27 protein-coding genes are annotated in these 24838 nt (G+C 33.6%); 23 read left to right on the plus strand and 4 right to left on the minus strand.

Annotation, left to right across the window (positions count from 1 at the left end; genetic code table 11):
- From DMB65_RS07155 to DMB65_RS07165, 3 genes are read left to right on the plus strand one after another with little or no spacing between them, the layout of a single operon-like run.
- Positions 1-333 carry a hypothetical protein gene (locus DMB65_RS07155; RefSeq protein WP_110305952.1) on the plus strand — a complete coding sequence of 111 codons (333 nt, stop codon included), beginning with the start codon at positions 1-3 and terminating at the stop codon, positions 331-333.
- A 2-nt stretch (positions 334-335) separates the two neighbouring features.
- Positions 336-626 (plus strand): hypothetical protein, encoded by a 291-nt coding sequence (locus tag DMB65_RS07160; RefSeq protein WP_078226945.1) that lies wholly within the window; start codon positions 336-338, stop codon positions 624-626.
- Positions 627-630: 4 nt separating this feature from the next.
- Positions 631-2178: a PepSY-associated TM helix domain-containing protein gene (locus DMB65_RS07165; protein WP_110305953.1), complete on the plus strand. Its 1548-nt coding sequence runs from the start codon at positions 631-633 to the stop codon at positions 2176-2178.
- A 71-nt stretch (positions 2179-2249) separates the two neighbouring features.
- On the opposite strand, the gene DMB65_RS07170 is transcribed toward DMB65_RS07165, so the two are convergent.
- Together DMB65_RS07170 and DMB65_RS07175 are read right to left on the minus strand one after the other, a co-directional pair.
- Positions 2250-2597 (minus strand): toxin-antitoxin system YwqK family antitoxin, encoded by a 348-nt coding sequence (locus tag DMB65_RS07170; RefSeq protein WP_110305954.1) that lies wholly within the window; start codon positions 2595-2597, stop codon positions 2250-2252.
- A 211-nt stretch (positions 2598-2808) separates the two neighbouring features.
- Entirely contained in the window at positions 2809-3804 is a 996-nt protein-coding gene (locus tag DMB65_RS07175; RefSeq protein WP_110305955.1) for a TlpA family protein disulfide reductase, read from the minus strand.
- A gap of 159 nt (positions 3805-3963) precedes the next feature.
- On the opposite strand from DMB65_RS07175, the gene aspS reads away from it, so the two are divergent.
- The 20 genes from aspS (at position 3964) to DMB65_RS07275 (ending at position 23088) form a co-directional block, all read left to right on the plus strand.
- Entirely contained in the window at positions 3964-5715 is a 1752-nt protein-coding gene (aspS, locus tag DMB65_RS07180) for an aspartate--tRNA ligase (protein WP_110305956.1), read from the plus strand.
- 325 nt (positions 5716-6040) lie between these two features.
- On the plus strand, positions 6041-6235 hold the full coding sequence (locus tag DMB65_RS07185) for a cold-shock protein (RefSeq protein WP_007137066.1): 195 nt from the start codon (positions 6041-6043) through the stop codon (positions 6233-6235).
- A gap of 240 nt (positions 6236-6475) precedes the next feature.
- Positions 6476-6841, plus strand: coding sequence for an NADH-quinone oxidoreductase subunit A (locus DMB65_RS07190; RefSeq protein WP_110305957.1), 366 nt, complete (start codon positions 6476-6478; stop codon positions 6839-6841).
- A gap of 161 nt (positions 6842-7002) precedes the next feature.
- On the plus strand, positions 7003-7551 hold the full coding sequence (locus DMB65_RS07195) for an NADH-quinone oxidoreductase subunit B (RefSeq protein WP_110305958.1): 549 nt from the start codon (positions 7003-7005) through the stop codon (positions 7549-7551).
- Between the two features lies 1 nt (position 7552).
- On the plus strand, positions 7553-8074 hold the full coding sequence (locus DMB65_RS07200; RefSeq protein ID WP_110305959.1) for an NADH-quinone oxidoreductase subunit C: 522 nt from the start codon (positions 7553-7555) through the stop codon (positions 8072-8074).
- A gap of 21 nt (positions 8075-8095) precedes the next feature.
- Complete coding sequence (locus DMB65_RS07205; RefSeq protein WP_110305960.1) at positions 8096-9334, plus strand: NADH-quinone oxidoreductase subunit D; 1239 nt, start codon at positions 8096-8098, stop codon at positions 9332-9334.
- An 82-nt stretch (positions 9335-9416) separates the two neighbouring features.
- Positions 9417-9947, plus strand: coding sequence for a complex I 24 kDa subunit family protein (locus DMB65_RS07210; RefSeq protein ID WP_110305961.1), 531 nt, complete (start codon positions 9417-9419; stop codon positions 9945-9947).
- A 3-nt stretch (positions 9948-9950) separates the two neighbouring features.
- Positions 9951-11051 carry an AAA family ATPase gene (locus DMB65_RS07215; protein WP_110305962.1) on the plus strand — a complete coding sequence of 367 codons (1101 nt, stop codon included), beginning with the start codon at positions 9951-9953 and terminating at the stop codon, positions 11049-11051.
- A 4-nt stretch (positions 11052-11055) separates the two neighbouring features.
- Positions 11056-11682, plus strand: coding sequence for a DUF3226 domain-containing protein (locus tag DMB65_RS07220; RefSeq protein ID WP_110305963.1), 627 nt, complete (start codon positions 11056-11058; stop codon positions 11680-11682).
- A gap of 2 nt (positions 11683-11684) precedes the next feature.
- Positions 11685-13055, plus strand: coding sequence for an NADH-quinone oxidoreductase subunit NuoF (nuoF, locus tag DMB65_RS07225; RefSeq protein ID WP_110305964.1), 1371 nt, complete (start codon positions 11685-11687; stop codon positions 13053-13055).
- Positions 13056-13146: 91 nt separating this feature from the next.
- Positions 13147-14178, plus strand: coding sequence for a 2Fe-2S iron-sulfur cluster-binding protein (locus DMB65_RS07230; protein ID WP_110305965.1), 1032 nt, complete (start codon positions 13147-13149; stop codon positions 14176-14178).
- A gap of 2 nt (positions 14179-14180) precedes the next feature.
- A complete protein-coding gene (gene nuoH / locus DMB65_RS07235; RefSeq protein WP_110305966.1) occupies positions 14181-15236 on the plus strand; it encodes an NADH-quinone oxidoreductase subunit NuoH in 1056 nt (351 codons plus the stop codon).
- A gap of 69 nt (positions 15237-15305) precedes the next feature.
- On the plus strand, positions 15306-15827 hold the full coding sequence (locus DMB65_RS07240; RefSeq protein WP_110306001.1) for an ORF6N domain-containing protein: 522 nt from the start codon (positions 15306-15308) through the stop codon (positions 15825-15827).
- Positions 15828-15944: 117 nt separating this feature from the next.
- Entirely contained in the window at positions 15945-16490 is a 546-nt protein-coding gene (locus DMB65_RS07245) for a NuoI/complex I 23 kDa subunit family protein (RefSeq protein WP_110305967.1), read from the plus strand.
- Positions 16491-17030: an NADH-quinone oxidoreductase subunit J family protein gene (locus DMB65_RS07250; RefSeq protein WP_110305968.1), complete on the plus strand. Its 540-nt coding sequence runs from the start codon at positions 16491-16493 to the stop codon at positions 17028-17030.
- Positions 17030-17350, plus strand: coding sequence for an NADH-quinone oxidoreductase subunit NuoK (gene nuoK / locus DMB65_RS07255; protein WP_110305969.1), 321 nt, complete (start codon positions 17030-17032; stop codon positions 17348-17350). The genes DMB65_RS07250 and nuoK overlap by 1 nt, the downstream gene beginning before the upstream one ends.
- Positions 17351-17356: 6 nt before the next feature.
- Positions 17357-19246 carry an NADH-quinone oxidoreductase subunit L gene (gene nuoL, locus DMB65_RS07260; RefSeq protein ID WP_110306002.1) on the plus strand — a complete coding sequence of 630 codons (1890 nt, stop codon included), beginning with the start codon at positions 17357-17359 and terminating at the stop codon, positions 19244-19246.
- Between the two features lie 10 nt (positions 19247-19256).
- On the plus strand, positions 19257-20699 hold the full coding sequence (locus tag DMB65_RS07265) for a complex I subunit 4 family protein (protein ID WP_110305970.1): 1443 nt from the start codon (positions 19257-19259) through the stop codon (positions 20697-20699).
- Between the two features lie 55 nt (positions 20700-20754).
- A complete protein-coding gene (locus tag DMB65_RS07270; protein WP_110305971.1) occupies positions 20755-22146 on the plus strand; it encodes an NADH-quinone oxidoreductase subunit N in 1392 nt (463 codons plus the stop codon).
- Positions 22147-22311: 165 nt separating this feature from the next.
- A complete protein-coding gene (locus DMB65_RS07275; protein WP_110305972.1) occupies positions 22312-23088 on the plus strand; it encodes a Bax inhibitor-1/YccA family protein in 777 nt (258 codons plus the stop codon).
- 52 nt (positions 23089-23140) lie between these two features.
- On the opposite strand, the gene DMB65_RS07280 is transcribed toward DMB65_RS07275, so the two are convergent.
- Together DMB65_RS07280 and dinB are read right to left on the minus strand one after the other, a co-directional pair.
- Entirely contained in the window at positions 23141-23656 is a 516-nt protein-coding gene (locus DMB65_RS07280; RefSeq protein WP_110305973.1) for a PAS domain-containing protein, read from the minus strand.
- Positions 23657-23733: 77 nt separating this feature from the next.
- A complete protein-coding gene (gene dinB, locus DMB65_RS07285; RefSeq protein WP_110305974.1) occupies positions 23734-24816 on the minus strand; it encodes a DNA polymerase IV in 1083 nt (360 codons plus the stop codon).
- Positions 24817-24838 lie beyond the last annotated feature (22 nt).

Genomic DNA, 24838 nt, shown 5'->3' on the forward strand with positions numbered 1-24838 from the left:
ATGATAACAACAGCAAGTCTAATCGTTTTTTTAGCTTTTTACACCTTATATTATACTTCGAAAAAAGCTGTTCTATCCTATGATTTAGGTTTCGAAAAATGGATGCAGAAAAACCCAAAACAAACCAAAATCACCGGATTAGTTTTACTCTTGACTGCTTATGGTTTTTGGCTTTTTACAAAATCTTTGGGCTGTGGGAGTTTACTATTTTTTATTCAGCTTATGGCAGTAGGGAGTTTAATTGTAGTATTGACTCCGTTAAAAAAAATAAGTCGCTCATCTTTATTGATTCTTTTTATAATAATCGGTTTATTAGAATTTTATTACTCCTAATCATGCCCGCAAATCCAAAATACTTAACACAATCAAAGTGGCAACGGTTTGCCAAAATTACTGCTGCCATTCTGGGCGGCTATTTTGTTTCTGTAACATTTCATTTGGCTTTAGCCAGCTGGTTGAATCGTGCAGATGTTCTGATTACAATGGCTTTTAGTGGCTTCATTCTTTGGGTAGCCCTGATGATTGTTGCTTTTTTAGCCAAAAACGGATGGAAAATCTGGTTGAGTTACCTATTCCTTTCATTTGTTTTCTCTCTTTTAATCTATTTAGGACAAACGTATAATTAACACTATGAGTAATCGTAATTATAATATTTATTTTCACACCCATACCGTTAGCGGCATTGTCATTAGTGTTGTTCTTTTTGTGATATTCTTTGCCGGATCATTTTCTTTTTTCAGGGACGAAATCATCAATTGGGAGCGAAATGAATCGACTTCTTATTCAAAAGAAATTGATTTAAACTATGATACCGCCTTAAAAAAACTGGATAATGAATATATTTTGCACGGGCGAAATATCACTATTTCTAAGCACAGTAACGAAAAAAGGGTTAGCATTTATCTGGAAGGAACAAAAGATACTTTGGCTCAGGCTAAACAAAAAGAAGGAAGCTTTTTTTATTTAGATACCAAAAACTATAAAAGATCAACTTATGAAGAATCTTATTCATTGGGAGAGTTTTTATACAGACTTCACTTTTTGGCTCAGATTCCTTATCCTGTGGGATATTATCTTTCGGGATTTATCGCTTTGTTTTTTTTATTTGCAATTGTAACCGGAGTTTTATTGCACTGGAAAAAAATAGTGTCTAACTTTTATGTTTTTCGTCCGAAGGAAAAACTTAAGATATTATGGACTGATGCCCACACAGCATTAGGGATGATTGGATTGCCTTTTCAGTTTGTATATGCGGTAACCGGTGCTTTTTTCATGATCAAACTACTAATTGTTGCCCCTGCTGTAATGGCACTCTACAATGGCGATCAGGATAAATTATACAAAGAACTTGAATATACTGATCCTGAGTATAAATTTGACAACAAAAAATTAGAAACAACTTTCAATATCAATCAATTAGTTTCAAAAGCAAAAAGTAACTGGGGCGATTTTGAAATCAATCGTGTTTATATTCAAAATTATGGGGATACCAATATGCATGTTCTCGTAGAGGGTGAATTATTAAGTACTAAAAAATTTACCGGAATAGGAAAAGTAGTTTACCGCATTTCTGACGGAAAAGAAATTGCAAAGAAAAATCCTGAAACGCAAAATAATTATTTAGATGTAGTAAAAAATGTTTTATACCGCATTCATTTTGGTGATTATGGAGGATATGTCTTGAAAATAGTGAGTTTTATTTTGGGAATCATAACCTGCTTTGTGATTATTTCCGGTGTAATGATCTGGTTAGTTGCCAGAGACAAGAAAAACATGCCCGAAAAGAAACGTCGCTTTAATGAAGGTGTTGTTGGTATTTACCTGGCAATCTGTTTGAGCATGTACCCAATTACTGCATTGTCTTTTATAGCCACTAAATTATTTCATCCTTTAACCCAGTCAGGTTTGTACAGTATTTATTTTATAGGTTGGCTATTACTTACTATCTTTTTTATTATTAAAAGAAACAATGCTTTCACAAATAAATGGTGCTTAATTTCTGGAAGTGTTTTAGGATTTTTAATTCCTGTTATAAACGGAATTGTTAGCGGAAATTGGTTTTGGAACTCCTTTATACAAAACAAGATACAGATTTTCTTTGTTGATGCTTTCTGGGTTGTTTTAGCCTTAGTTACGCTTTATGCTTCTTTTTCATTAAAGCCAAAAGAAAACAAATAAGAATTTATAAAAAAATCAAAAAGGGAGAAAATTCAATTGAATTTTCTCCCTTTTTCTTAACTAAATGAATCTTAATTTGTATGGGCTAAAACTTTTTCTTCTAAGTTTTTAACCGATTTAATTTTGCTGTCTGAATAATCTACCTGACAAATATTTTTGTCGTTAAAATAAATCCATTTTCCGGTTTTTAATCCGTTTGTATATTCAGCAATGGCTTTTTTATTTCCGTTCTCGTCATAAGATAGCCAAACACCATCTAATTTACCTTCCTTAAAAAAACCTTCCTGCTGTACTTTGCCATTCTCATAATAATAAGTAGCTCTTACTTTGTTTCCAACAGCTTCCAACTCAGGTTTAGTTTCTTGTGCAACTAAAATTCCAGAGAACAATATTGCAACTAAAATTACACACTTTTTCATATTTTGAGGTATTAATGTTATCAAATCTTTATCAAATATAATTAATAATTTACATTAAAAAAACTTTTGCTTAACAATTTAATAACATTGAGTAAAAACTTAACATTGGAAATCAGCCAAATATAAAAAAACCAATGCTCAGGCATTGGTTTTACTAGGTTTTATGAGTTTTAAAAAAATTACGATAACGTTGTAAATTTCATAAATAATCTTAGTTCAATAGTGAATCGAGTTGTTTTTGAAGTTCTGGTGAAGACGGTCTTTCTGCATCCGGATTCAAAATATTTCCTTTTGGATCTATTAATATAAATCTCGGAATTCCGGTTACACCATAACTGGTTACAAACTCAGACTCCCAGTCTTTGTCTGCAAATAACTGGATTCCTCCTAAATTTTTATCCAATACAAATTTTTTCCATTTCTCATTGTCTTTTGCCTTATCAATCGAAATGCTTACAAATTCAATATTCTTACCGTGATATTTCTCTTCTATTTTTTGTAAAAAAGGAATCTCGGCTCTGCAGGGGCCACACCATGTAGCCCAAAGATCAATGTAGACATATTTCCCTTTTAAATCAGAAAGTTTTGTTTTGCCTCCTTTATAATTCTCATAATCAAAATCAGGAGAAGGTTTTCCTTTTAATTTATTTGCTTTAGCGGTACTTTCATAGGACTGAACTGCATATTGATTAAACTGTGCAAATGAATTTTTTAAAGCCATTTGAAACTCCGGATCAAATTTTCCCTTTTCAATGTTTTCATTATCCAGCTTTGTTTTTGTATCTAATAGTGCTTTAAATTCGGCTTCTTCTTTTGAGAAAGCTTCATTTTGAAATTTTTCATTGCTTAAAGAATACTGAGCCAGAAAATTACTTTCATCCACCCCTTTACCTTTATATACAATAGTCTCATCAAATTGTTTGGCATCCATTGTCAGGTTTATTTCTGAATCCGGTTTCAGATACAAACCAGAAACTTCACTGCCATCTGAAAATTGATAAAATCCCTTTGGTGCTTCAAAAGTAGCAGCAAAAACTCCCTTTTTATCAACAGGAATGACCTGGGTAAAATTATTTGCTCCGCGTATAACTAAAGTATCGCTATTTCTGTTCGCAATTTTAGCGGTAAACTTAATTTTATTATTGGTTTGTGCATTAACATTAAAAGCGCTTAGTATCATTAGGGCTAAAAGGAAAACTTTTTTCATGATTGACAGTATTTTATTTTGAATAGGTCAAATCTAAAGAAATTCTGTGTGAGAAATTTACCTCTTAACAAAATATTTCAAATTTATAAGCATCAAGTCATTACTTTACTATATTAATTTGAATTTTGTGTTTACTTTTGCAGTCTAAAATTTTGATCAATGTATAGAAGTCATAATTGTGGCGAATTAAATGCCTCAAATATTAATACCGAAGTTACACTTGCAGGCTGGGTTCAGAAATCACGCGATAAAGGATTTATGAATTGGGTTGATTTACGTGACCGTTACGGAATCACGCAGCTTATTTTCGACGAAAGTCGTACCGATAAAACGGTTTTCGAATTAGCAAAAACACTTGGAAGAGAATTTGTAATTCAGGTAAAAGGAACTGTTATTGAGCGTGAAGCCAAAAACAAAAATATCCCGACTGGTGAAATCGAAATTTTAGTTGCTGAACTGACTATTCTAAATGCAGCGCTTACGCCTCCATTTACTATTGAAGATGAAACAGATGGCGGTGAAGATATCAGAATGAAATACCGTTACTTAGATATTCGAAGAAATCCTGTAAAAAACAGTTTGCTTTTCCGTCATAAAGTAGCAATGGAAGTCCGTAAATATTTGTCTGACTTAGATTTCTGCGAAGTTGAAACCCCTTACTTAATCAAATCAACTCCTGAAGGAGCGAGGGATTTCGTTGTACCTAGCCGTATGAATGAAGGACAATTTTATGCTTTGCCACAATCTCCGCAAACTTTCAAACAATTATTGATGGTAGGCGGAATGGACAAATATTTCCAAATCGTAAAATGTTTCCGAGATGAAGATTTACGTGCTGACCGTCAGCCTGAGTTTACACAAATCGACTGCGAAATGGCATTTGTGGAACAAGAAGACATTTTGAATATTTTTGAAGGACTCACCAGACACTTACTAAAAGAAATAAAGGGCATCGAAGTAGATAAATTCCCAAGAATTACCTATGATTATGCCATGAAAACATACGGAAACGACAAACCAGACATTCGTTTCGGAATGAAATTTGGAGAATTAAACGAATTTGCAAAACACAAAGAATTCCCGGTTTTTAATGCTGCAGAATTAGTGGTTGGGATTGCTGTTCCCGGCGCAGGAAATTACACTCGTAAAGAAATTGACGGATTAATTGACTGGGTAAAACGTCCACAGGTTGGTGCTTCAGGAATGGTTTACGCTAAATGCAATGATGATGGAACTTATAAATCTTCTGTAGATAAATTTTACGATCAGGAAGATTTAGGAAATTGGGCAAAAGCAACTGGTGCAAAACCTGGTGATATGATTTTTATTCTTTCGGGACCAGCAAATAAAACCCGCGCACAACTTTCTGCACTTCGTATGGAATTGGCAACCCGATTAGGATTACGAAATCCTGAAGTTTTTGCGCCTCTTTGGGTTGTAGATTTCCCATTATTGGAACTTGACGAAGAAAGTGGACGTTATCATGCGATGCACCACCCTTTCACATCTCCAAAACCGGAAGATATGGAATTATTAGAAACTGATCCTGGTAAAGTTCGTGCAAATGCCTATGATATGGTTCTCAATGGAAATGAAATTGGTGGAGGCTCAATTCGTATTCACGATAAAGGTACACAGCAATTAATGTTCAGATATTTAGGCTTTACAGAAGAAGAAGCAAAAGCTCAGTTTGGGTTCTTAATGGATGCCTTTCAGTTTGGAGCACCACCTCATGGCGGATTAGCTTTCGGACTGGATAGATTAGTAGCGATTTTAGGAGGTCAGGAAACCATCAGGGATTTTATTGCTTTTCCTAAAAACAACTCAGGGCGTGATGTAATGATCGACGCTCCCGCTGCAATTGATGATTCGCAACTGAAAGAATTGTCAATTAAATTGGATTTAAAATAAATTTCTGTAATTTTCGATAAAAACAAGAGCGATAATTAATTTTATTGCTCTTTGTTTTTTTGTTACCTATTGCGATTTAGCATAAGAATTTCAAAAATGTGAATTTTTAATAAGTAGTCCGTTTATTACAACAAAATAACTATAAGAATTGCTTTATCTTTAATAAATCAGTCTTAATTTAAAGATATCAATATCAAATTTCCCGTAATTTAAACACCGAAAACACTGTAAATCAATAATTTTTACAAAAAATTAACACCTTAGTGTCTTTTGTATGAATTTATATGTTACATTTGCTTTATTATAAATTATTATTACAATTACAATGCGTACAGGTACAGTAAAATTTTTCAATGAATCTAAAGGTTATGGATTCATTACAGACGAAGAAACAGGAAAAGACATCTTCGTTCACGCTTCAGGAATTAACGCGGAAGAATTACGCGAAGGTGACCGTGTAAGCTACGAAGAAGAAGAAGGAAGAAAAGGGAAAGTTGCTGCTAAAGTAGCAGTAATCTAAGAAAAATATAGCAATTTATTTTTTTTGCCTCTGAATGGTTTAAAACGTTTCGATTTATTTCGAAACGTTTTTTTTTTGTTTTCTGGTTAAAAAAATGTGAAAGTTTAATTTATTATTTATAATCAATAAAAATTACACTCAAAGCTCATCTGGCACTATACTTAAATCATTTTTTAGCTTGTGATTTACAGAGTTGAAAGCTATCTTTGTGACTTATTTTTAAGTAAAAAACCTAAGTTTATGCAATCTGACCAATACAGCTATCTACCTATTTTAATGCAGCTTATTTTAGCTGTAGGCTTTGTGGTAGGAACTATCATTATTTCTGGAAAATTAGGCCCAAAAAGAACCTCAGAAACTAAAGATAAAAACTTTGAGTGCGGTATAGAATCCGTTGGTAATGCCCGTATTCCTTTTTCAGTAAAATATTTCCTCGTAGCCATTTTATTTGTCCTGTTTGATGTAGAGGTGATTTTCCTTTATCCATGGGCTGTAAACTTTAAAGAACTTGGAATGGAAGGGATGCTAAAAATGATTGTTTTTATGGCTTTGTTGTTAGTTGGTTTTTTCTATATCATCAAAAAAAGAGCTTTAGACTGGGAATAAAGAAACTTTAGATTTCAGATTTTAGATTTTAGATTGCTTGGATTTAGAATTTTAGATTTGAAAATAAATTTCTCAAAAAAAATAATATTGATTTTTAAAATATAGATTCCGATTTAGGATTGAAAAAAATCCAAAATCTAAAATCTAAAATCTAAAATAAAATGAGCAATTCAAATGTAAATATGGTAGCCCCTCCTGAAGGTGTTGTTGGTGAAGGTTTTTTTGCCACAAAACTAAATGACGTTGTGGGTCTGGCACGAGCAAATTCTCTTTGGCCATTGCCTTTTGCAACTTCATGCTGTGGTATAGAATTTATGGCTACTATGGCTTCACATTACGATTTAGCCCGATTTGGTTCTGAGCGTGTGAGTTTTTCTCCCCGTCAGGCTGATATGTTAATGGTAATGGGAACTATTTCTAAAAAAATGGCTCCTATTTTAAGGCAGGTTTATGAACAAATGTCTGAACCTCGATGGGTAATTGCAGTTGGAGCCTGCGCTTCATCAGGCGGAATCTTCGATACTTATTCAGTTTTACAAGGAATTGACAAAGTAATTCCTGTTGATGTATACGTGCCAGGATGCCCTCCAAGACCAGAACAAATTGTTGACGGTGTGATGAAACTTCAAGAATTGGTAAAAAGTGAATCTGTGAGACGAAGAAGCTCTCCGGAATATCAAGAATTATTAGCTTCCTATAACATTTCATAAGATGGCTTTAGAAAACACCCTGATTCAGGATAAACTTATCGAAACATTTGATTCAAGTGTTTTTAACTTTCAACAGGAAAGAGACATTTACTCATTTGAAACTTCTGCTGATAAAATTACAGCCCTGATTCTTTTTCTTAAAAACGATCCGGAATTACGATTTCATTTTTTAACTGACTTATGTGGCATTCATTATCCTGATAATGAAACAGAGCGCCAGTTTGCAATTGTTTACCATCTTCATAACTGGTATGAAAACAAACGCATAAGAATTAAAGTATACCTTAACGGTGAAAAACCTGAAATCAAAACAATTTCAAATATTTTCTTAAGCTCCAACTGGATGGAAAGAGAAACATATGATTTTTTTGGCGTGAACTTTATTGGTCATCCGCAATTGAAACGTATTTTGAATATGGATGAAATGGTTTCTTTCCCGATGAGAAAAGAATTTCCAATGGAAGACAGTGGAAGAACTGATAAAGATGACCGATTCTTTGGAAGAACAACAACAAATTGCTAAATAAGTAATTCAACATTATAAATGTCAGAACTATTATTATCACCAGAGCATCGATATGCTAAAATTATAAAGGATAAACTAAACGAAGACGGAAGCGAGCTTTCAGTACTGAATTTAGGCCCTACACACCCAGCTACTCACGGTATTTTTCAAAATATTTTGTTGATGGACGGAGAAAGAATTCTGGAAGCAGAACCAACTATTGGTTACATACACAGGGCTTTCGAAAAAATTGCAGAAAACCGTCCTTTTTACCAAATTACGCCTCTTACAGACCGTATGAACTATTGCTCTTCTCCTATCAACAACATGGGATGGTGGATGACTTTAGAAAAATTATTAGGTATTGAAGTTCCTAAAAGAGCACAATATCTGAGAGTTATTGTAATGGAATTGGCTCGTATCACAGATCACTTAATCTGTAATTCAATTTTAGGGGTAGATACTGGTGCTTATACCGGTTTCTTATACGTTTTTCAATTTAGAGAAAAAATCTACGAAATCTACGAAGAAATTTGTGGTGCCCGTTTGACAACCAATATGGGAAGAATCGGTGGTTTTGAAAGAGACTGGTCTCCCGAAGCGTTTAAAAAACTCGACAAATTCCTTGAAGAATTTCCAATTGCCTGGAAAGAATTCGAAAACTTATTCGAAAGAAACAGAATTTTTATTGACAGAACGGTAAACGTTGGAGCAATCACAGCAGAACAGGCAATGGCTTACGGATTTACAGGACCCAACTTACGTGCTGCCGGGGTTGATTACGATGTTCGTGTTGCACAGCCTTATTCTTCTTACGAGGATTTCGATTTTATTGTTCCTGTTGGAAAATCGGGGGACACTTATGATCGATTCTGTGTTCGTAATGCCGAAGTTTGGGAAAGTTTAAGCATTATTCGTCAGGCACTGGAAAAAATGCCGCCCGGAAATGAATATCATGCAGAAGTTCCTGATTATTATCTTCCTCCAAAAGAAGACGTTTATACTTCAATGGAATCTTTAATTTATCACTTTAAAATTGTAATGGGAGAAGTTCCTGTACCAGTTGCAGAAATTTATCACCCAGTTGAAGGTGGAAATGGAGAAATCGGATTTTATTTAGTAACTGACGGAAGCAGAACACCTTACAGATTACATTTCAGAAGACCTTGCTTTATTTATTATCAGGCTTATCCGGAAATGATCAAAGGCGCATTACTATCAGATGCCATTGTTATTTTGTCAAGCTTAAATGTTATTGCCGGAGAATTAGATGCATAAAATGAATTATAAATTTTGAGTTATAAATTATAAATGCCGAAAACATTTAGAATTTAAAATTTAAGATTCAAAATAATAAAAAATGGAACGTAAACATTACAAACAAGAAATAAATATGACTGAAGCATTGATGTCCCGCATCAATGAACTCATCAGTCATTATCCGGAAGATAAAAGAAAATCAGCTTTGTTACCTGTTCTGCATGAAGTGCAGGATGCACACGACAACTGGCTGAGTATTGAATTACAGGATAAAGTTGCTGAAATTTTGCACATCAAACCAATTGAGGTTTACGAAGTAGTTACTTTTTATACCATGTACAACCAAAAACCAATTGGAAAATACATGTTCGAATTCTGCCAGACTTCTTGTTGTTGTTTAAATGGTGCTGAAAATTTAATGGATTACACTTCTGAAAAATTAGGCATTAAAATGGGCGAAACAACTCCCGACGGAATGTTTACCATTGCCGGTGTAGAATGTTTAGGTGCATGCGGATACGCTCCTATGATGCAGTTGGGCGATTTCTACAAAGAAAAACTGACAGAAGAAAAAATCGATCAGTTAATCGCTGATTGCAGAGATAATAAAATAATATTACACGATAAATAAAAAGTGGAAAACAATCATTTAACATATTTCAAAATCGAAAATTTCAAGAAGTTTGACTCTCTTGAAGTGAATGATATTGGACAATTTAATTTGATTGTTGGCGATAATAATGTCGGAAAGACTTGTTTGTTGGAGGCTTTGTTGTTTGATGAGAACAAATTTCAATTATTATCAAATTTTTATTTAGCGTTAACAAAAAGAGGACTTAAATTTCAGATTGAAGAGGTTACTAGAAAAGTAAATGATGTTTCAACAACTGAAATTTTCTATCCAAAAAAGAATTATTTTAAAGAATATATTTTTGGAAAATATTCTAACAAAATAACTTTTAATTATACGAACAACAATAAAAATAAAAATGTTGAATTAAAAATAAATCCTAAAGAGAATGTTAAAAAACATCTGAACGGATTTGAAATTAATTCAAATATAAAGAAAGAAGATTATGTTAAACAATTTATTTGTTATGAAACAGATTCAATAGATGAAGATGTTGTAACTTATTGGATTTACGATTATGATGAGAATATTTTAAATTTTCCCTTAATCAGTTTTAACGACACTCCTTTAGAACAGGAGTCGAGAAGTGTATATGAAACATTAAAAACAAAAAGAGAAAAACAAATCTTAATTGATGTTTTAAAAGTAGTTAATCCAAATATCGTTGATATTGAATTAAGAGAGAATTTTGAAGATTTAAAATCCGTTTTTTTAATCAGTTTTGAAGATAAAGACGAATTTGTTCCTTTGAATTTTCTAGGCGATGGTTTCAAAAGAATATTTTATATTGTATTGAAAGCATTATCATTAAAAGGAAAAAGAATATTAATCGATGAAATTGAAATAGGAATTCATTATTCAAAAATGAAAGATTTTTGGGTAAATATAATGAAGGTTTGCAAGGAATTAGATGTGCAATTATTTGCAACAACTCATTCGAGTGAATGTATTGAAGATTATGTTAAAGCGGCAAAAGAAGTTAATGAGAAAGATATACGTTTGATTAAATTAAAAGAAAACAAAGATAAAACCATTAAAGCAATTTGCTTTCCTTATAATGAATTTGAAGATGTAGGAGGAGATATTTATACCGAAAATCGTTAAAAATATGAATATTAAAATTTTCTGCGAAGGTATATCAGATCAACGATTTTTAAGAGATTTTCTATTTGTTCATTATAAAATAGCAATTAGTGAAGAAGAATTAAAAAAGAATAATGTTATTTACAATTTAGGGTCTTGGAATAAATTAAAGAATCATAAATTAAGAATAACGAATGATTTTTCAGATTACACCTCGTTGATATTTTTGGATGCTGATGATGAAAAAGTAACTGATAAGCCAGGTTTTGATGCGACAATCAAATTCGTAACTGAATTAATGGCAACTTGGAATTGGTCGAAATATGATATTTTTGTATTGCCAAACCATCAAGATACAGGAACGGTAGAAGATTTATTAGAAAATGTAATCAATAAAAAACATTTACAAATTTTTGAATGTTGGAATGAATTCGAAAATTGTTTGTCCAAAGACAAATCATTAACGATTCCAGCCAAAAAATCAAAAATATACAGCTATTTGGAATGTTTACACGGAGTTACGAATCAAGAAAAAGACAAATGTAAAGATCCAAATAGAGATTTTCAAGACGAAAGTTTGTGGGATATTAAGAATTTAGAAAACCCATACATTTTAAAATTAAAAACATTTTTAGACAAACATTTAAAATAAATATGTCAAAAAAAATATTATTAGACAAAATCAATATTCCGGGTATTAAAACCTACGAAGTATATCGCCAGAATGGGGGTTATGCTTCTGTAGAAAAAGCTTTAAAAACGCTTACACCTGACGAAGTGGTTGAAGAAGTAAAAAAATCAGGAATCAGAGGTCGTGGTGGAGCAGGTTTCCCGGCGGGAATGAAATGGAGTTTTATTGATAAAAAATCAGGAAAACCAAGACATTTAGTTTGTAACGCTGACGAATCTGAACCAGGAACTTTTAAAGATCGTTATTTGATGGAGTTTATTCCTCATTTATTGATTGAAGGAATGATTACTTCCAGTTTCGCTTTAGGTGCCAACCTATCCTATATCTACATTCGTGGAGAATATATGTGGGTTTTCAAAATTTTAGAAAAAGCAATCAACGAAGCAAGAGCTGCGGGTTGGTTAGGAAAAAATATATTAGGTACAGGTTACGATTTAGATTTATATGTTCACTGTGGAGCCGGAGCTTATATTTGCGGGGAAGAGACTGCACTTATAGAATCACTTGAAGGTAAAAGAGGCAATCCTCGTATTAAACCACCTTTTCCTGCAGTTTCAGGACTTTGGGCAAATCCAACAGTAGTAAACAATGTAGAAACTATTGCTGCCGTGCCTTGGATTATCAACAATTCAGGTGATGAATATGCTAAAATTGGAATTGGACGTTCTACAGGAACTAAACTAATCTCGGCTTCAGGACACATCAAAAACCCTGGGGTTTATGAAATTGAATTAGGCTTGTCTGTTGAAGAATTCATGAATTCTGATGAGTATTTAGGCGGAATGTCATCAAACAGACCTTTAAAAGCTTTAGTACCGGGAGGTTCTTCAGTGCCAATTTTACCGGCTGAATTGATTTTTAAAACAGCTAATGGTGAAGACCGTTTAATGTCATACGAATCTTTAAGTGATGGTGGTTTTGCTACCGGATCTATGTTAGGTTCAGGAGGATTTATTGTTTACAACGACACATCATGTATCGTGAGAAATACATGGAATTTTGCCCGTTTTTACCACCATGAATCTTGTGGGCAATGTACACCATGTCGTGAAGGAACTGGATGGTTAGAAAAAATATTACATCGTATTGAAAACGGTCATGGCCGTGAAGAGGATATTGAATTGTTATGGAGCATTCAAAGTAAAATCGAAGGAAACACGATTTGTCCGCTTGGTGATGCAGCTTCGTGGCCAGTTGCAGCAGCTATTCGTCATTTCAGAGAAGAGTTTGAATACCATGTTCGTTTCCCTGAAAAAATAAAACACAGAGATCATTTTGTTACTGAACCTTTTTCTCAGGTTAAACATTTAGTAGGCAGTAAAATAATCGTATAATAAAAATATAAAAGAAGTACGAAGTTACTAATATAAAAAGGACAGCAAATCTTTTGAATATAGGCTTTCGACATTCAAATCATTAACAGAGATGAAAGTAACCATAGACGGTCAAAGTATTGACGTAGAACCAGGAACCACCATCCTGCAGGCGGCGCGTATGATTGGAGGAGATTTAGTTCCGCCAGCCATGTGTTATTACTCCAAATTAAAAGGAAGCGGTGGAAAATGCCGTTGCTGTTTAGTGGAAGTTTCCAAAGGAAGTGAAGCTGACCCAAGACCAATGCCAAAATTGATGGCATCTTGTGTAACAGGCTGTATGGACGGAATGGAAGTGAACAGTAAATCTTCAGACAGAGTAACGGAAGCCCGGAAATCTGTAACAGAATTTTTATTGATCAATCACCCATTAGACTGCCCGATTTGTGATCAGGCTGGTGAATGTGATCTTCAAAACTTAAGTTTCGAACACGGAAATCCAAAATCACGTTTTATAGAAGAAAAAAGAACATTCGAACCAGAAGATATCGGTCCGAATATTCAACTGCATATGAACCGTTGCATTTTATGCCAAAGATGTGTACAGGTTGCTGATCAATTAACAGACAACAGAGTTCACGGAGTATTAGATCGTGGAGATCACGCTAATATTTCTACCGGTATTTCTAAAGCTATCGACAATGAATTCTCCGGAAACATGATTGATGTTTGTCCGGTTGGAGCATTGACAGATAAAACTTTCCGTTTTAAATCGAGAGTTTGGTTCAACAAGCCTTATAATGCGCACAGAGAATGTACGACTCCTGGATGCTGCGGTAAAACTACCGTTTGGATGTTTGGAGGAGAAATTCAGCGTGTAACAGGTCGTAAAGACGAGTATCATGAAGTAGAAGAGTTTATCTGCAACAGCTGTCGTTTTGACCATAAAAATGTAAATGACTGGGTGATTGAAGGACCAAGAGAATTTGAAAAAGATTCTGTGATCAATCAAAATAACTACACTCAAAAATTAGAGAAAGTACAAATCGATACCGAAAAGAATATTCTTTTAGGAAGAGATATAGATCGTAAAAAAATCAGTATGGCTGAAATTCCGTTAAACACTAACAACCAAAATTCTTAAACATGGTAGATAGTACATTTATTATAGAGAAAAGTGTTGTTATTGTAGTTGTTTTTGCCATAACGATGATTATGGCAATGTATTCTACCTGGGCTGAGCGAAAAGTTGCTGCTTTTTTACAGGATCGTGTGGGACCAAACCGTGCCGGATGGGGAGGATTATTACAGCCTCTTGCTGATGGTTTAAAATTATTTTCGAAAGAAGAGTTTTTCCCAAATACACCAAACCGATTTTTATTTGTTGTAGGGCCTGCTATTGCCATGAGTACCGCTTTGATGACAAGTGCTGTTATTCCTTGGGGAGACAGATTACATCTTTTTGGAAGGGACATTTTACTACAAGCTACCGATATTAATATTGCTTTATTATACTTCTTTGGCGTTGTTTCAGTTGGAGTGTACGGAATCATGATTGGTGGATGGGCATCAAATAATAAATTCTCGTTGATGGGAGCCGTTCGTGCGGCTTCTCAAATGGTTTCTTATGAAGTTGCGATGGGGTTATCGATGATTGCTTTGTTGATGATGACAGGTACTTTGAGTTTAAAAGAAATCTCCGAGCAACAAGCCGGAATGAACTGGAATGTTTTTTATCAGCCTTTATCTTTTCTTATTTTCCTAATTTGTGCTTTTGCCGAAACAAACAGAACGCCTTTTGATTTGGCAGAATGTGAATCTGAATTGATTGGTGGTTACCATACTGAATATTCATCTATGAAAATGGGATTCTATTTGTTTGCTGAGTATGCGAATATGTTTATCTCGGCGACTATTATATCCGTATTGTTTTTTGGAGGGTACAATTATCCCGGAATGGCCTGGATGGTTGAAAATGCAGGTGTAAACATCGCTAACCTATTAGGAATTGTGGTTTTGTTTGCTAAAATATGTTTTTGGATCTTTTTCTACATGTGGGTTCGCTGGACGATTCCAAGATTTAGATATGACCAATTGATGCATCTGGGATGGAAAATTTTGATTCCGCTTTCTATTGCTAATATTATCGTTACCGGAATTGTTATTTTGAGACACGATATAGCAGTTTATTTAGGATTTTAAATTTTGAAAGGTGTCGCAAAATGCGACACCTTTCAAAGAGATATATTTCGTCTTATAAATAACATTACAATGAGTCAAATAATTATTCCAAATGAAATAATAACTAATAAAATATATTTTATTAGAAATCAAAAAGTAATGTTAGACAGGGATTTAGCAGAACTATATGAGGTTGAACCAAGGAGATTAAGAGAACAAGTAAAAAGAAATAGTACAAAATTTCCTGAACATTTTATGTTTAGGTTAAATGAAATAGAAATTGAATTAATGGTGTCGCAAAATGCGATAACCTCAAAACAAAGTCTGGGAGGTTCATTGCCATATGTTTTTACAGAACACGGAGTTTTACAATTAGCCAGTGTTCTAAAAAGTGAAAGAGCAACTCAAATGAGCATTAAGATTATTGAAGTCTTTGTGAGTTTGCGAGATTTCCTGACTGATAATTTGAATTTAAAATTAGAAGTTGATATGATTAAGAAAAAACTAATTAATCATGACAAAAACATTGAGTTGGTCTTTACTTACTTAGATGAGTTGATGGACAAACAAGAAAATAAATTTGAAAGAACCAAAATAGGCTATAAAAAATAAATAATATTAATACCCAAATGTCCTAGCCCTGATAGAAGCGGTATCCTTTTTTGGCTTTTTCTGCCAAAAAAGATACAAGCGGATAGCAGGATTAGCTACAAAATAAAAATAAAAGAAATGTCTATAGAAACTATATCATTATCGGGTAGAAAGAAGTTGGTCTCTAACAAGGAGATGACTTTTTTGGAGCGATTGTATCTTGTGGCGATTGTAAAAGGTTTATTGATTACGATCAAACACTTTTTCAAAAAGAAAGCTACTATTCATTATCCGGAACAAGTACGTGAAATGAGCCCTGTGTATCGTGGTCAACACCAGCTGAAACGGGACGAACAAGGACGTGAAAACTGTACTGCCTGTGGATTATGTGCTTTGTCCTGCCCTGCAGAAGCGATTACAATGAAGGCTGCCGAGCGAAAAGCAGATGAAAAACATTTATACCGAGAAGAAAAATATGCTTCTATCTACGAAATCAATATGCTACGTTGTATATTTTGCGGTTTATGTGAAGAAGCTTGTCCGAAAGATGCAATTTATCTGACTACATCAAAAGTATTGGTTCCTTCCAGTTATGAAAGAGAAGATTTCATTTTTGGAAAAGACAGATTGGTGATGCCTCTTGATGTGGCGATGAAAAATGCTCAACTTAATAATGCTAACTAAATGATACATATTCCTGATTTTGCTCATGCAACTACTGTACAAGTACTATTTTGTTTCTTAGCGTTTATAACGGTTATTACTGCTTTTTTGACCATTTTTAGTAGAAATCCAATTCACAGCGCTATTTATTTAGTGATTTGTTTCTTTTCGATTGCGGGTCATTATTTGTTATTAAATGCCCAGTTTTTGGCAATTGTACATATTATAGTCTACTCGGGTGCGATTATGATTCTGTTCCTGTTTACGATTATGTTAATGAATCTCAATGAACGCCATCAGGTACACAGACCCAGAATTACACGTTTGGGCGCTATTGTTTCTTTCTGTTTGATTGTGATTGTATTGATTACAATTTTTATCAATTCGAAACCAATAGTTGGAGATTATGATTCTACAGGAGAAGATTTTCAATCGATAAAAGTTTTGGGTAAAATATTATTGAACGAATATATGGTTCCGTTTGAATTTGCGTCGATCTTGCTTTTAGTAGCGATGATTGGAACTGTATTATTGTCTAAAAAAGAAAAATTAAATAAATAATGGGTAATATATTAAATCAAATAGGTATTGAAAACTACATCTTTTTGTGTGTTGTACTTTTCTGTATTGGTATTTTTGGTGTATTGTACAGACGAAATGCGATTATCGTTTTTATGTCTATCGAAATCATGCTGAATGCAGTAAACCTTTTATTTGTTGCTTTTTCGACTTATCATCAGGATGCACAGGGACAGGTATTTGTGTTCTTTTCGATGGCAGTTGCAGCGGCTGAAGTTGCAGTTGGATTGGCTATTTTAGTTTCGATCTTTAGAAATTTAGGTTCGATTAGTATCGATAATTTAAAAAATTTAAAAGGATAAATGGAAATGGATACCAATTTAGCTTTAGTTTTAGTTTTAACTCCTTTTTTAGGATTTCTAATCAATGTTTTTTTAGGGAAAAGCTTAGGAAAAACAGTTTCCGGAATTATCGGAACAGTTGCTGTAGCAATCTCCTTTATAGTTACTCTAGTTCTTTTTAATCAGATTTCTTCAACCGGGAAAGCCATTCAGGTGACTTTATTTGAATGGATTCAGATTAGCAATCTTAAAATTGATCTTGGATTTTTATTAGATCAGTTATCGGTTCTTTGGCTGCTTTTCGTAACCGGAATCGGATCTTTGATTCACTTATATTCTATCAGCTATATGCACGATGATGAGAATATGCACAAATTCTTTTCTTACCTGAACTTGTTTGTATTCTTTATGATTACTCTTGTAATAGGAAGCAACTTATTAGTGCTGTTTATTGGCTGGGAAGGTGTTGGACTTTGCTCGTACCTGTTAATCGGGTTCTGGCATAAAAATCAGGATTATAATGATGCTGCGAAAAAAGCTTTCATCATGAACAGAATTGGAGATTTAGGTCTTTTGATTGGAATGTTTATTTTAGGATATACTTTTAAAACACTAGATTATAGTGAATTAAAACAAACTATTCTAACGATTCATTATGAGCCTCAAATTGTATGGAATATATCTATTGCGGCATTATGTTTGTTTATAGGGGCTTGTGGTAAATCTGCTCAAATTCCGTTATACACCTGGTTACCTGATGCAATGGCTGGACCAACTCCGGTTTCTGCATTAATCCACGCCGCAACGATGGTAACAGCAGGTATTTTTATGGTAACAAGATTAAATTTTGTTTTTGACCTTGCAACAGATGTTCAAACTGTAATCGCTATTATTGGTGCTATCACTTCATTAGTAGCTGCAACAATAGGTTTAGTTCAGACAGATATTAAAAAAGTATTGGCCTACTCTACCGTTTCACAATTAGGACTAATGTTTTTAGCGTTGGGATTCGGTGCTTATGAAGTAGCCGTATTTCACGTAATCACACATGCTTTCTTCAAAGCTTGCTTATTCTTAGGTTCAGGTTCTGTCATTCACGGTTTACACGGAGAGCAGGATATGCGTAAAATGGGTGGTTTGCGTAAAGCAATGCCAATCACGTTCTGGACGATGATGATTTCTTCATTAGCGATTTCAGGAGTTCCATTTTTCTCTGGATTCTTCTCTAAGGACGAAATATTAATGACTGCTTTTCATCATAGTATTCCTTTATACGTTATTGGATCTATTGCTTCTATCATGACAGCGTTTTATATGTTTAGATTAATGTTCTTAACTTTCTTTAAAGAATTTAGAGGAACTGAAGAGCAAAAACATCATTTACACGAAAGCGGTTCCTTAATTACTATTCCGCTTATCATCTTAGCTATTTTAGCAGCTTTTGGAGGATTAATCAGTTTACCTGGACACAGTTGGTTAAATGAATATCTTGCTCCGCTTTTCACGAAAGTGGCCGGCGAAGAACATCATTTAGGTGCAACTGAATATAGTCTTATGGGAGTTGCTGTTTTAGGCGGGTTACTAGGAATTTTAATTGCTTACATCAAATATTTCAAACAAGATAATGTTCCTGAATCTGATGAAAATATTACAGGCTTGAGCAAAGTTTTATATAACAAATATTATGTTGATGAAGCTTATGATGCACTGTTTGTTGCTCCGGTAAACTTTTTATCAAAATTCTTTAGGGATTATATTGAAACAGGTTTATCTGCCCTTGTTTTCGGATTTGGCAAAGTGGCAAATGAAATTGCTATTCAGGGAAAAAGATTACAATCTGGAAGTATCGGATTATATCTATTTGTTTTTGTTTTAGGAATGTGTGCCATTATTTCCTATATATTTTTAGCTCAATAATTTTATAACTATGAACGTTTCTACTATATTAATCATACTCTTAATTGGTGCATTTGCCACTTATTTTTCTGGTGACAAACTGGCTCCAAAAGTTGCATTGCTTTTTAGTTTAGCAGCTTTAGGATGTTCAATTGTATTATTGGCTAACTATAACGCTGGTGAAAATATCAGCGTAATCAATGCCTGGATTACACAGCCTAAAATTTCTTTTGCCTTAAATGGGGACGGATTAGGACTGGCAATGGTTTTATTAACCGCTGCCCTTAATCCTGTTATCATATTTTCTTCTTTCGGAAATGAATATAAAAATGCTAAAGGTTTTTATGCTTTAATTTTATTTATGGCTTTTGCAATGACAGGGACTTTCCTTGCTGCAGATGGTCTTTTATATTACATTTTCTGGGAGTTAGCACTTATTCCAATTTACTTTATTGCTTTAATTTGGGGTAATGGTGATCTTGAGGAACGGAAAAAAGCAGTTGTTAAATTCTTTATTTATACACTTGCCGGTTCCTTATTTATGCTCGTTGCTTTTATTTATTTATCGCAAAAAGCAAATGGCAGCTTTTTAATTGAAGATTTGTACAAGGTAGAATTATCTGCTTGTGAGCAACTTTGGATATTTCTGGCATTCTTTTTAGCGTACGCTATTAAAATTCCAATTATACCTTTTCACACCTGGCAGGCAAATGTATACCAAAAAGCACCAACTGTTGGAACTATGCTTTTATCCGGTATCATGCTTAAAATGGGATTGTACAGTGTAATTCGCTGGCAATTGCCAATTGCACCACTAGCTGCAAAAGAGTATATGAATATCTTTATCGCTCTTGGAATCTCAGGAGTTATTTACGGATCTATTGTAGCTTTAAGACAAAAAGATGTAAAGAAATTATTAGCTTATTCTTCTTTAGCCCACGTGGGATTAATTGCTGCAGCATCTTATACCTTAACTCTTGATGGCTTACGCGGAGCCGTTTTACAAATGATCGCTCACGGTTTTGTTGTGGTTGGATTATTCTACGCTGCCGAAATAATTTTTAGAAGATACGAAACAAGAAATATTTCAGAGATGGGAGGCATTCGCTCGCAGTCTCCAAAATTTGCTTCTATGTTTTTAATTTTGGTTTTAGCTTCAGTAGCTTTACCGGGTACTTTTAATTTTGTTGGAGAATTTACTGTTTTGTATAGCCTTTCCCAAATCAATATCTGGTTTGCTGTTTTAGGCGGAAGTACTATTATTTTAGGAGCGTATTACATGCTGAAAATGTTCCAGAATGTAATGTTGGGAGAAACCAACCCGAAAACTTTTGCCGATGTTTCTGTTAACGAAGGGATTTCATTAGTGGTTATTATTGGTGTATTGCTGTTCTTCGGATTTTATCCTAAACCAATTACAGATTTAATCACACCAAGTTTAGAAACGATTTTAAACGTTATCAATAAAAATTAAGATTTTATAAAAATAAATTAGGGCGTTTTAGATTTCCTAAATCAAAAAAACAAAAATGAATACATTAATAGCTATAACAGGATTGGGTATTTTTTGCCTATTGTTTGAAATTCTAAACTTTAGAAAAGGCATTATTCCATTTACCATTTTAGGTTTATTGGGTGTCCTGGCACTTAACTTTTGTGAGTTTGGATCAACAGAAAGTTATTACAATAATATGATTATGGTGAGTAGATTTTCTACTACTTTTTCATCATTATTTATTGTATTGACGATTTTTCTTGTGGCCTTAAGTCATAATTTTTATGAAAATCACCCCACTAAAATTTCAGATTTTGTTGCTATAAAAATATTTTTATTAGCCGGAGGAGTTGCAATGGTCTCTTTTGGAAACTTGGCGATGTTTTTCTTAGGCATCGAAATTTTATCAATCGCATTGTATGTCCTCGCTGCAAGTGAGCGTTTGAATCTGAAGAGCAACGAAGCAGGAATGAAATACTTTTTGATGGGTTCATTCGCATCCGGGATTATTTTATTCGGTATCTGTTTGATCTATGGAGCTATGGGAAGTTTTGATGTAGTCGAAATCAGCACCTATTCATTATCTGCCGAATTGCCTGTCTGGTTCCCAATCGGAATGGTTTTAGTAACAATCGGAATGTTATTTAAAATAGCCGCAGTTCCTTTTCACTTTTGGGCTCCGGATGTGTATGAAGGTTCTCCTGCATTGACAACTGCTTTAATGAGTACACTTGCAAAAGTAGTAGCAATTGCTACTCTTTTTAAATTAATTTCGTCATTAAATTTTATTCCTTCATTAGAAAATCAAGACCATTTAAGTACTTTCGAGAATATTATTATCTTTATTTCAATTGCTTCAATGACCGTTGGTAACATTATGGCATTGCGTCAGGCAAATGTAAAACGTATGCTGGCTTTCTCTGGAATTTCTCATGCAGGTTTTATGTTAATGACTTTTTTAACTGTAGCAACTTCAGCAGGTGTTTTACTATACTACACTGCAGCATATGCTTTGGCTGGAATAGCTGCTTTTAGTGTTATTTTGTATGTGTGCAAAAATCAGCATAACGAAGATATCACAAACTTTCATGGTTTAGGAAAAACAAATCCTTTATTGGCAGCAATTCTTACTGCTTCGCTTTTATCAATGGCCGGTATTCCTATTTTCTCCGGTTTTTTTGCCAAATTATTTTTGTTTAACCAGACGATTCAGGCTGGTCATATCGCTGTTGTAATTGTAGCTGTTATTAATTCTATTATCAGTGTTGGTTATTATTTCAAACTGATATTGGCTATGTATTCAAAAGAACCAAATCAGGAACGTACCGGAAAACCATTTCTTATCTATGCTGTCGCAATGATCTCGATTGCCCTGAACATTATTTTAGGTCTATTTCCATCATTGGTCTTAGATTTATTAAATTAGAACAGGTTTTCAATCCAAATACATAAAAATCCATCCCCACTAAGGATGGATTTTATTTTTTAAGATGAATTTATTCAGAAGAAAAAATCATGTTAAAAATTTACTGAAATAATTGAACATCAAAAAAACTGCTTATATTTGAATACAAATAAATGTATTAGAAATATGAACTTCAATTCGAAAAATCCATTTTTAAGTAACAAGCGTTTTTCATCAAATGCTGTGTCTAAAGCTTCTGAACAAGTACACGAAGCACAAATTATCGATTACAATCAGGAAATGAGCATTTCAGGGACAATCAATAAAACAGCTATTTTGTTTTTATTACTATGTGCCGGAGCAATGCTGACATGGTGGATGGCATTTAACGGAATGAATGCAATGTTGCCAACTATTGGTGGTGCTATTGTTGCATTTATTTTAGTTTTAATTTCAGCATTCAAACCTCAGGCGTCTCCTTATTTAGCTCCGGGTTATGCTTTATTCGAAGGTTTATTTATTGGAGGGATCTCGGCAATTTTTGAAACCAGATTTCCAGGAATTGTAATTAACGCTGTTGGAGCAACTTTAGTTACCTTTTTAGTTTGTCTAGGGTTATATAAATTTAAGATTGTAAAAGTTACAGAACAATTTAAATCAGTTGTTATTGCAGCAACATTAGCGATCGCAACTTATTATTTAATTTCCTGGTTAGTTTCAATGTTCACAAGTTTCACTCCTGTACATCATGGAAATTCGATGATGAGTATCGGAATTAGTGTTTTTGTAATTATTGTTGCTGCATTAAACCTGTTTTTAGATTTTGACCAAATCGAAAAAGGAGTACAACAAAGAATGCCAAAGTTTATGGAATGGTACGGAGCTATGGGACTTATGATTACATTAGTTTGGTTGTATATTGAATTCTTAAGATTGTTATCCAAAATATCAAGCAAAGATTAATTCTTTTCATATAAAACACGAAAGCCTTTTTGAAAATTCAAAAAGGCTTTTTTTATGCTGCTTTTTCAAAGGCTATAAAATGTGATATCTTTCCACTTATATTAAAAACCGGAAAACCTTGAATATTGCAAACATAAGTTTCTCCAGATTTTTTATAATTTAAAATGGTCTTTTCAAAAGGAATTTGTTTTTCGATTGCACCTCTAATTTCTCTTAAAACTAAAGCCGAAGTCATAGGCCCCTGAAACATTTTTGGTTTTTTCCCTAAGACTTCTTTCTCTGTATAACCTGACATTGCATAAATACCCTCTGAAGCAAAAACTATTTTTTGTTCTAAATCAGTAATTAATACAACCTGATTTTTCAAGCGGTCATTGATATTTAAATCCGTTATATTCCATTTAAATTGACGGGAAATATTTTTGATCTTTTTTGCATCAGAAGAATATATTTTAAGATCATTTAAGGATTCATAATGAAAATCCCAACAAAGTATGGGAACAGAGTTGCAATTTAAATTTGCCTTAGATCCATCGATAAGGTCTAAATGAAGATTTACAGAATTCATAAAAAAAATTTAATCTAAAATTAGTCAAATATTTTCTGAAATCTTATGCTTTTAATATTTAATACTTTAAAATCGATCTAAAAAGCAAATTTTAACTGCACGACTACCGCTTTCTTTTGTTCTGTATTGAGGTTACTAAGAGAAATGCCTAATAATCTGACTGAATCTTTCATTCGTTCCTGATATAATAGCTCCTCAACAGTTTCTAAAATTAAGCTTTTATCAGCAATAAAATAAGGCAAAGTTTTACTTCTTGTTTGTTGCGTAAAGTCGCTGAATTTAATTTTAAGCGTGACCGTTTTTCCTGAAACATTGTATTTTTTTAACCGTTTTTCCAAGGAGCCTGCAATTTTTTCAAGTTGTTCCAGCATAAAAACTTCGGATGTCAGATTAACATCAAAGGTATGCTCTGAGGCAACAGACTTAGTGTTTCGTGAAGGTTTTACTTCACTGTTATGAATACCGCGAACCACATGATAATAGAATTTCCCTGATTTACCAAAGTGCTTTTCTAAAAATTCAAGCGATTTGCTTTTCAAATCTAATCCTGTAAAAATTCCCAGCTGGTACATTTTTTCTGTGGTAACTTTTCCAACCCCATAAAATTTCCTGATCGGTAAATCTTCTAAAAAAGGAATCACCTCATCAGGATTTACCGTCTTCTGCCCATTGGGTTTGTTATAATCACTCGCAATTTTGGCTACAAATTTATTTATAGAAATTCCGGCAGAAGCTGTGATCCCTACTTCATTTAAAATTCGTAACCTGATTTCCTGAGCCAATAAAGAGGCACTCGGGTTTCCTTTTTTATTTTGAGTTACATCAAGATAGGCTTCATCGAGCGAAAGCGGTTCAACCATATCAGTGTATTCATGAAAGATTTTATGAATCTTAGACGAGATTTCTTTGTAACGATCAAAACGAGGACGTACAAATATAATTTCGGGACAGTATTTTTTGGCCAAAACACCACTTATAGCACTACGAACTCCAAATTTCCTGGCTTCATAACTTGCTGCCGAAACGACTCCTCTATTCTCTGAACCCCCAACAGCGATAGCTTTTCCCCGCAACGCAGGATTGTCCATTTGCTCTACCGAAGCATAAAAAGCATCCATATCAACATGGATTATTTTTCGATAAACCGGAGTTTCTGACATAGTACAAATTTAAGAAGATCGA

Source organism: Flavobacterium cheongpyeongense, from assembly GCF_003202435.1.
GTDB classification, from domain to species: Bacteria; Bacteroidota; Bacteroidia; order Flavobacteriales; family Flavobacteriaceae; genus Flavobacterium; species Flavobacterium cheongpyeongense.

Bases quoted from the DNA above. Each gene is read 5' to 3' on its own strand.
- DMB65_RS07155 (WP_110305952.1), top strand. From the start codon at position 1: ATGATAACAACAGCAAGTCTAATCGTTTTTTTAGCTTTTTACACCTTA.
- DMB65_RS07160 (WP_078226945.1), top strand. From the start codon at position 336: ATGCCCGCAAATCCAAAATACTTAACACAATCAAAGTGGCAACGGTTT.
- DMB65_RS07165 (WP_110305953.1), top strand. From the start codon at position 631: ATGAGTAATCGTAATTATAATATTTATTTTCACACCCATACCGTTAGC.
- DMB65_RS07170 (WP_110305954.1), bottom strand. From the start codon at position 2,597: ATGAAAAAGTGTGTAATTTTAGTTGCAATATTGTTCTCTGGAATTTTA.
- DMB65_RS07175 (WP_110305955.1), bottom strand. From the start codon at position 3,804: ATGAAAAAAGTTTTCCTTTTAGCCCTAATGATACTAAGCGCTTTTAAT.
- aspS (WP_110305956.1), top strand. From the start codon at position 3,964: ATGTATAGAAGTCATAATTGTGGCGAATTAAATGCCTCAAATATTAAT.
- DMB65_RS07185 (WP_007137066.1), top strand. From the start codon at position 6,041: ATGCGTACAGGTACAGTAAAATTTTTCAATGAATCTAAAGGTTATGGA.
- DMB65_RS07190 (WP_110305957.1), top strand. From the start codon at position 6,476: ATGCAATCTGACCAATACAGCTATCTACCTATTTTAATGCAGCTTATT.
- DMB65_RS07195 (WP_110305958.1), top strand. From the start codon at position 7,003: ATGAGCAATTCAAATGTAAATATGGTAGCCCCTCCTGAAGGTGTTGTT.
- DMB65_RS07200 (WP_110305959.1), top strand. From the start codon at position 7,553: ATGGCTTTAGAAAACACCCTGATTCAGGATAAACTTATCGAAACATTT.
- DMB65_RS07205 (WP_110305960.1), top strand. From the start codon at position 8,096: ATGTCAGAACTATTATTATCACCAGAGCATCGATATGCTAAAATTATA.
- DMB65_RS07210 (WP_110305961.1), top strand. From the start codon at position 9,417: ATGGAACGTAAACATTACAAACAAGAAATAAATATGACTGAAGCATTG.
- DMB65_RS07220 (WP_110305963.1), top strand. From the start codon at position 11,056: ATGAATATTAAAATTTTCTGCGAAGGTATATCAGATCAACGATTTTTA.
- nuoF (WP_110305964.1), top strand. From the start codon at position 11,685: ATGTCAAAAAAAATATTATTAGACAAAATCAATATTCCGGGTATTAAA.
- DMB65_RS07230 (WP_110305965.1), top strand. From the start codon at position 13,147: ATGAAAGTAACCATAGACGGTCAAAGTATTGACGTAGAACCAGGAACC.
- nuoH (WP_110305966.1), top strand. From the start codon at position 14,181: ATGGTAGATAGTACATTTATTATAGAGAAAAGTGTTGTTATTGTAGTT.
- DMB65_RS07240 (WP_110306001.1), top strand. From the start codon at position 15,306: ATGAGTCAAATAATTATTCCAAATGAAATAATAACTAATAAAATATAT.
- DMB65_RS07245 (WP_110305967.1), top strand. From the start codon at position 15,945: ATGTCTATAGAAACTATATCATTATCGGGTAGAAAGAAGTTGGTCTCT.
- DMB65_RS07250 (WP_110305968.1), top strand. From the start codon at position 16,491: ATGATACATATTCCTGATTTTGCTCATGCAACTACTGTACAAGTACTA.
- nuoK (WP_110305969.1), top strand. From the start codon at position 17,030: ATGGGTAATATATTAAATCAAATAGGTATTGAAAACTACATCTTTTTG.
- nuoL (WP_110306002.1), top strand. From the start codon at position 17,357: ATGGATACCAATTTAGCTTTAGTTTTAGTTTTAACTCCTTTTTTAGGA.
- DMB65_RS07265 (WP_110305970.1), top strand. From the start codon at position 19,257: ATGAACGTTTCTACTATATTAATCATACTCTTAATTGGTGCATTTGCC.
- DMB65_RS07270 (WP_110305971.1), top strand. From the start codon at position 20,755: ATGAATACATTAATAGCTATAACAGGATTGGGTATTTTTTGCCTATTG.
- DMB65_RS07275 (WP_110305972.1), top strand. From the start codon at position 22,312: ATGAACTTCAATTCGAAAAATCCATTTTTAAGTAACAAGCGTTTTTCA.
- DMB65_RS07280 (WP_110305973.1), bottom strand. From the start codon at position 23,656: ATGAATTCTGTAAATCTTCATTTAGACCTTATCGATGGATCTAAGGCA.
- dinB (WP_110305974.1), bottom strand. From the start codon at position 24,816: ATGTCAGAAACTCCGGTTTATCGAAAAATAATCCATGTTGATATGGAT.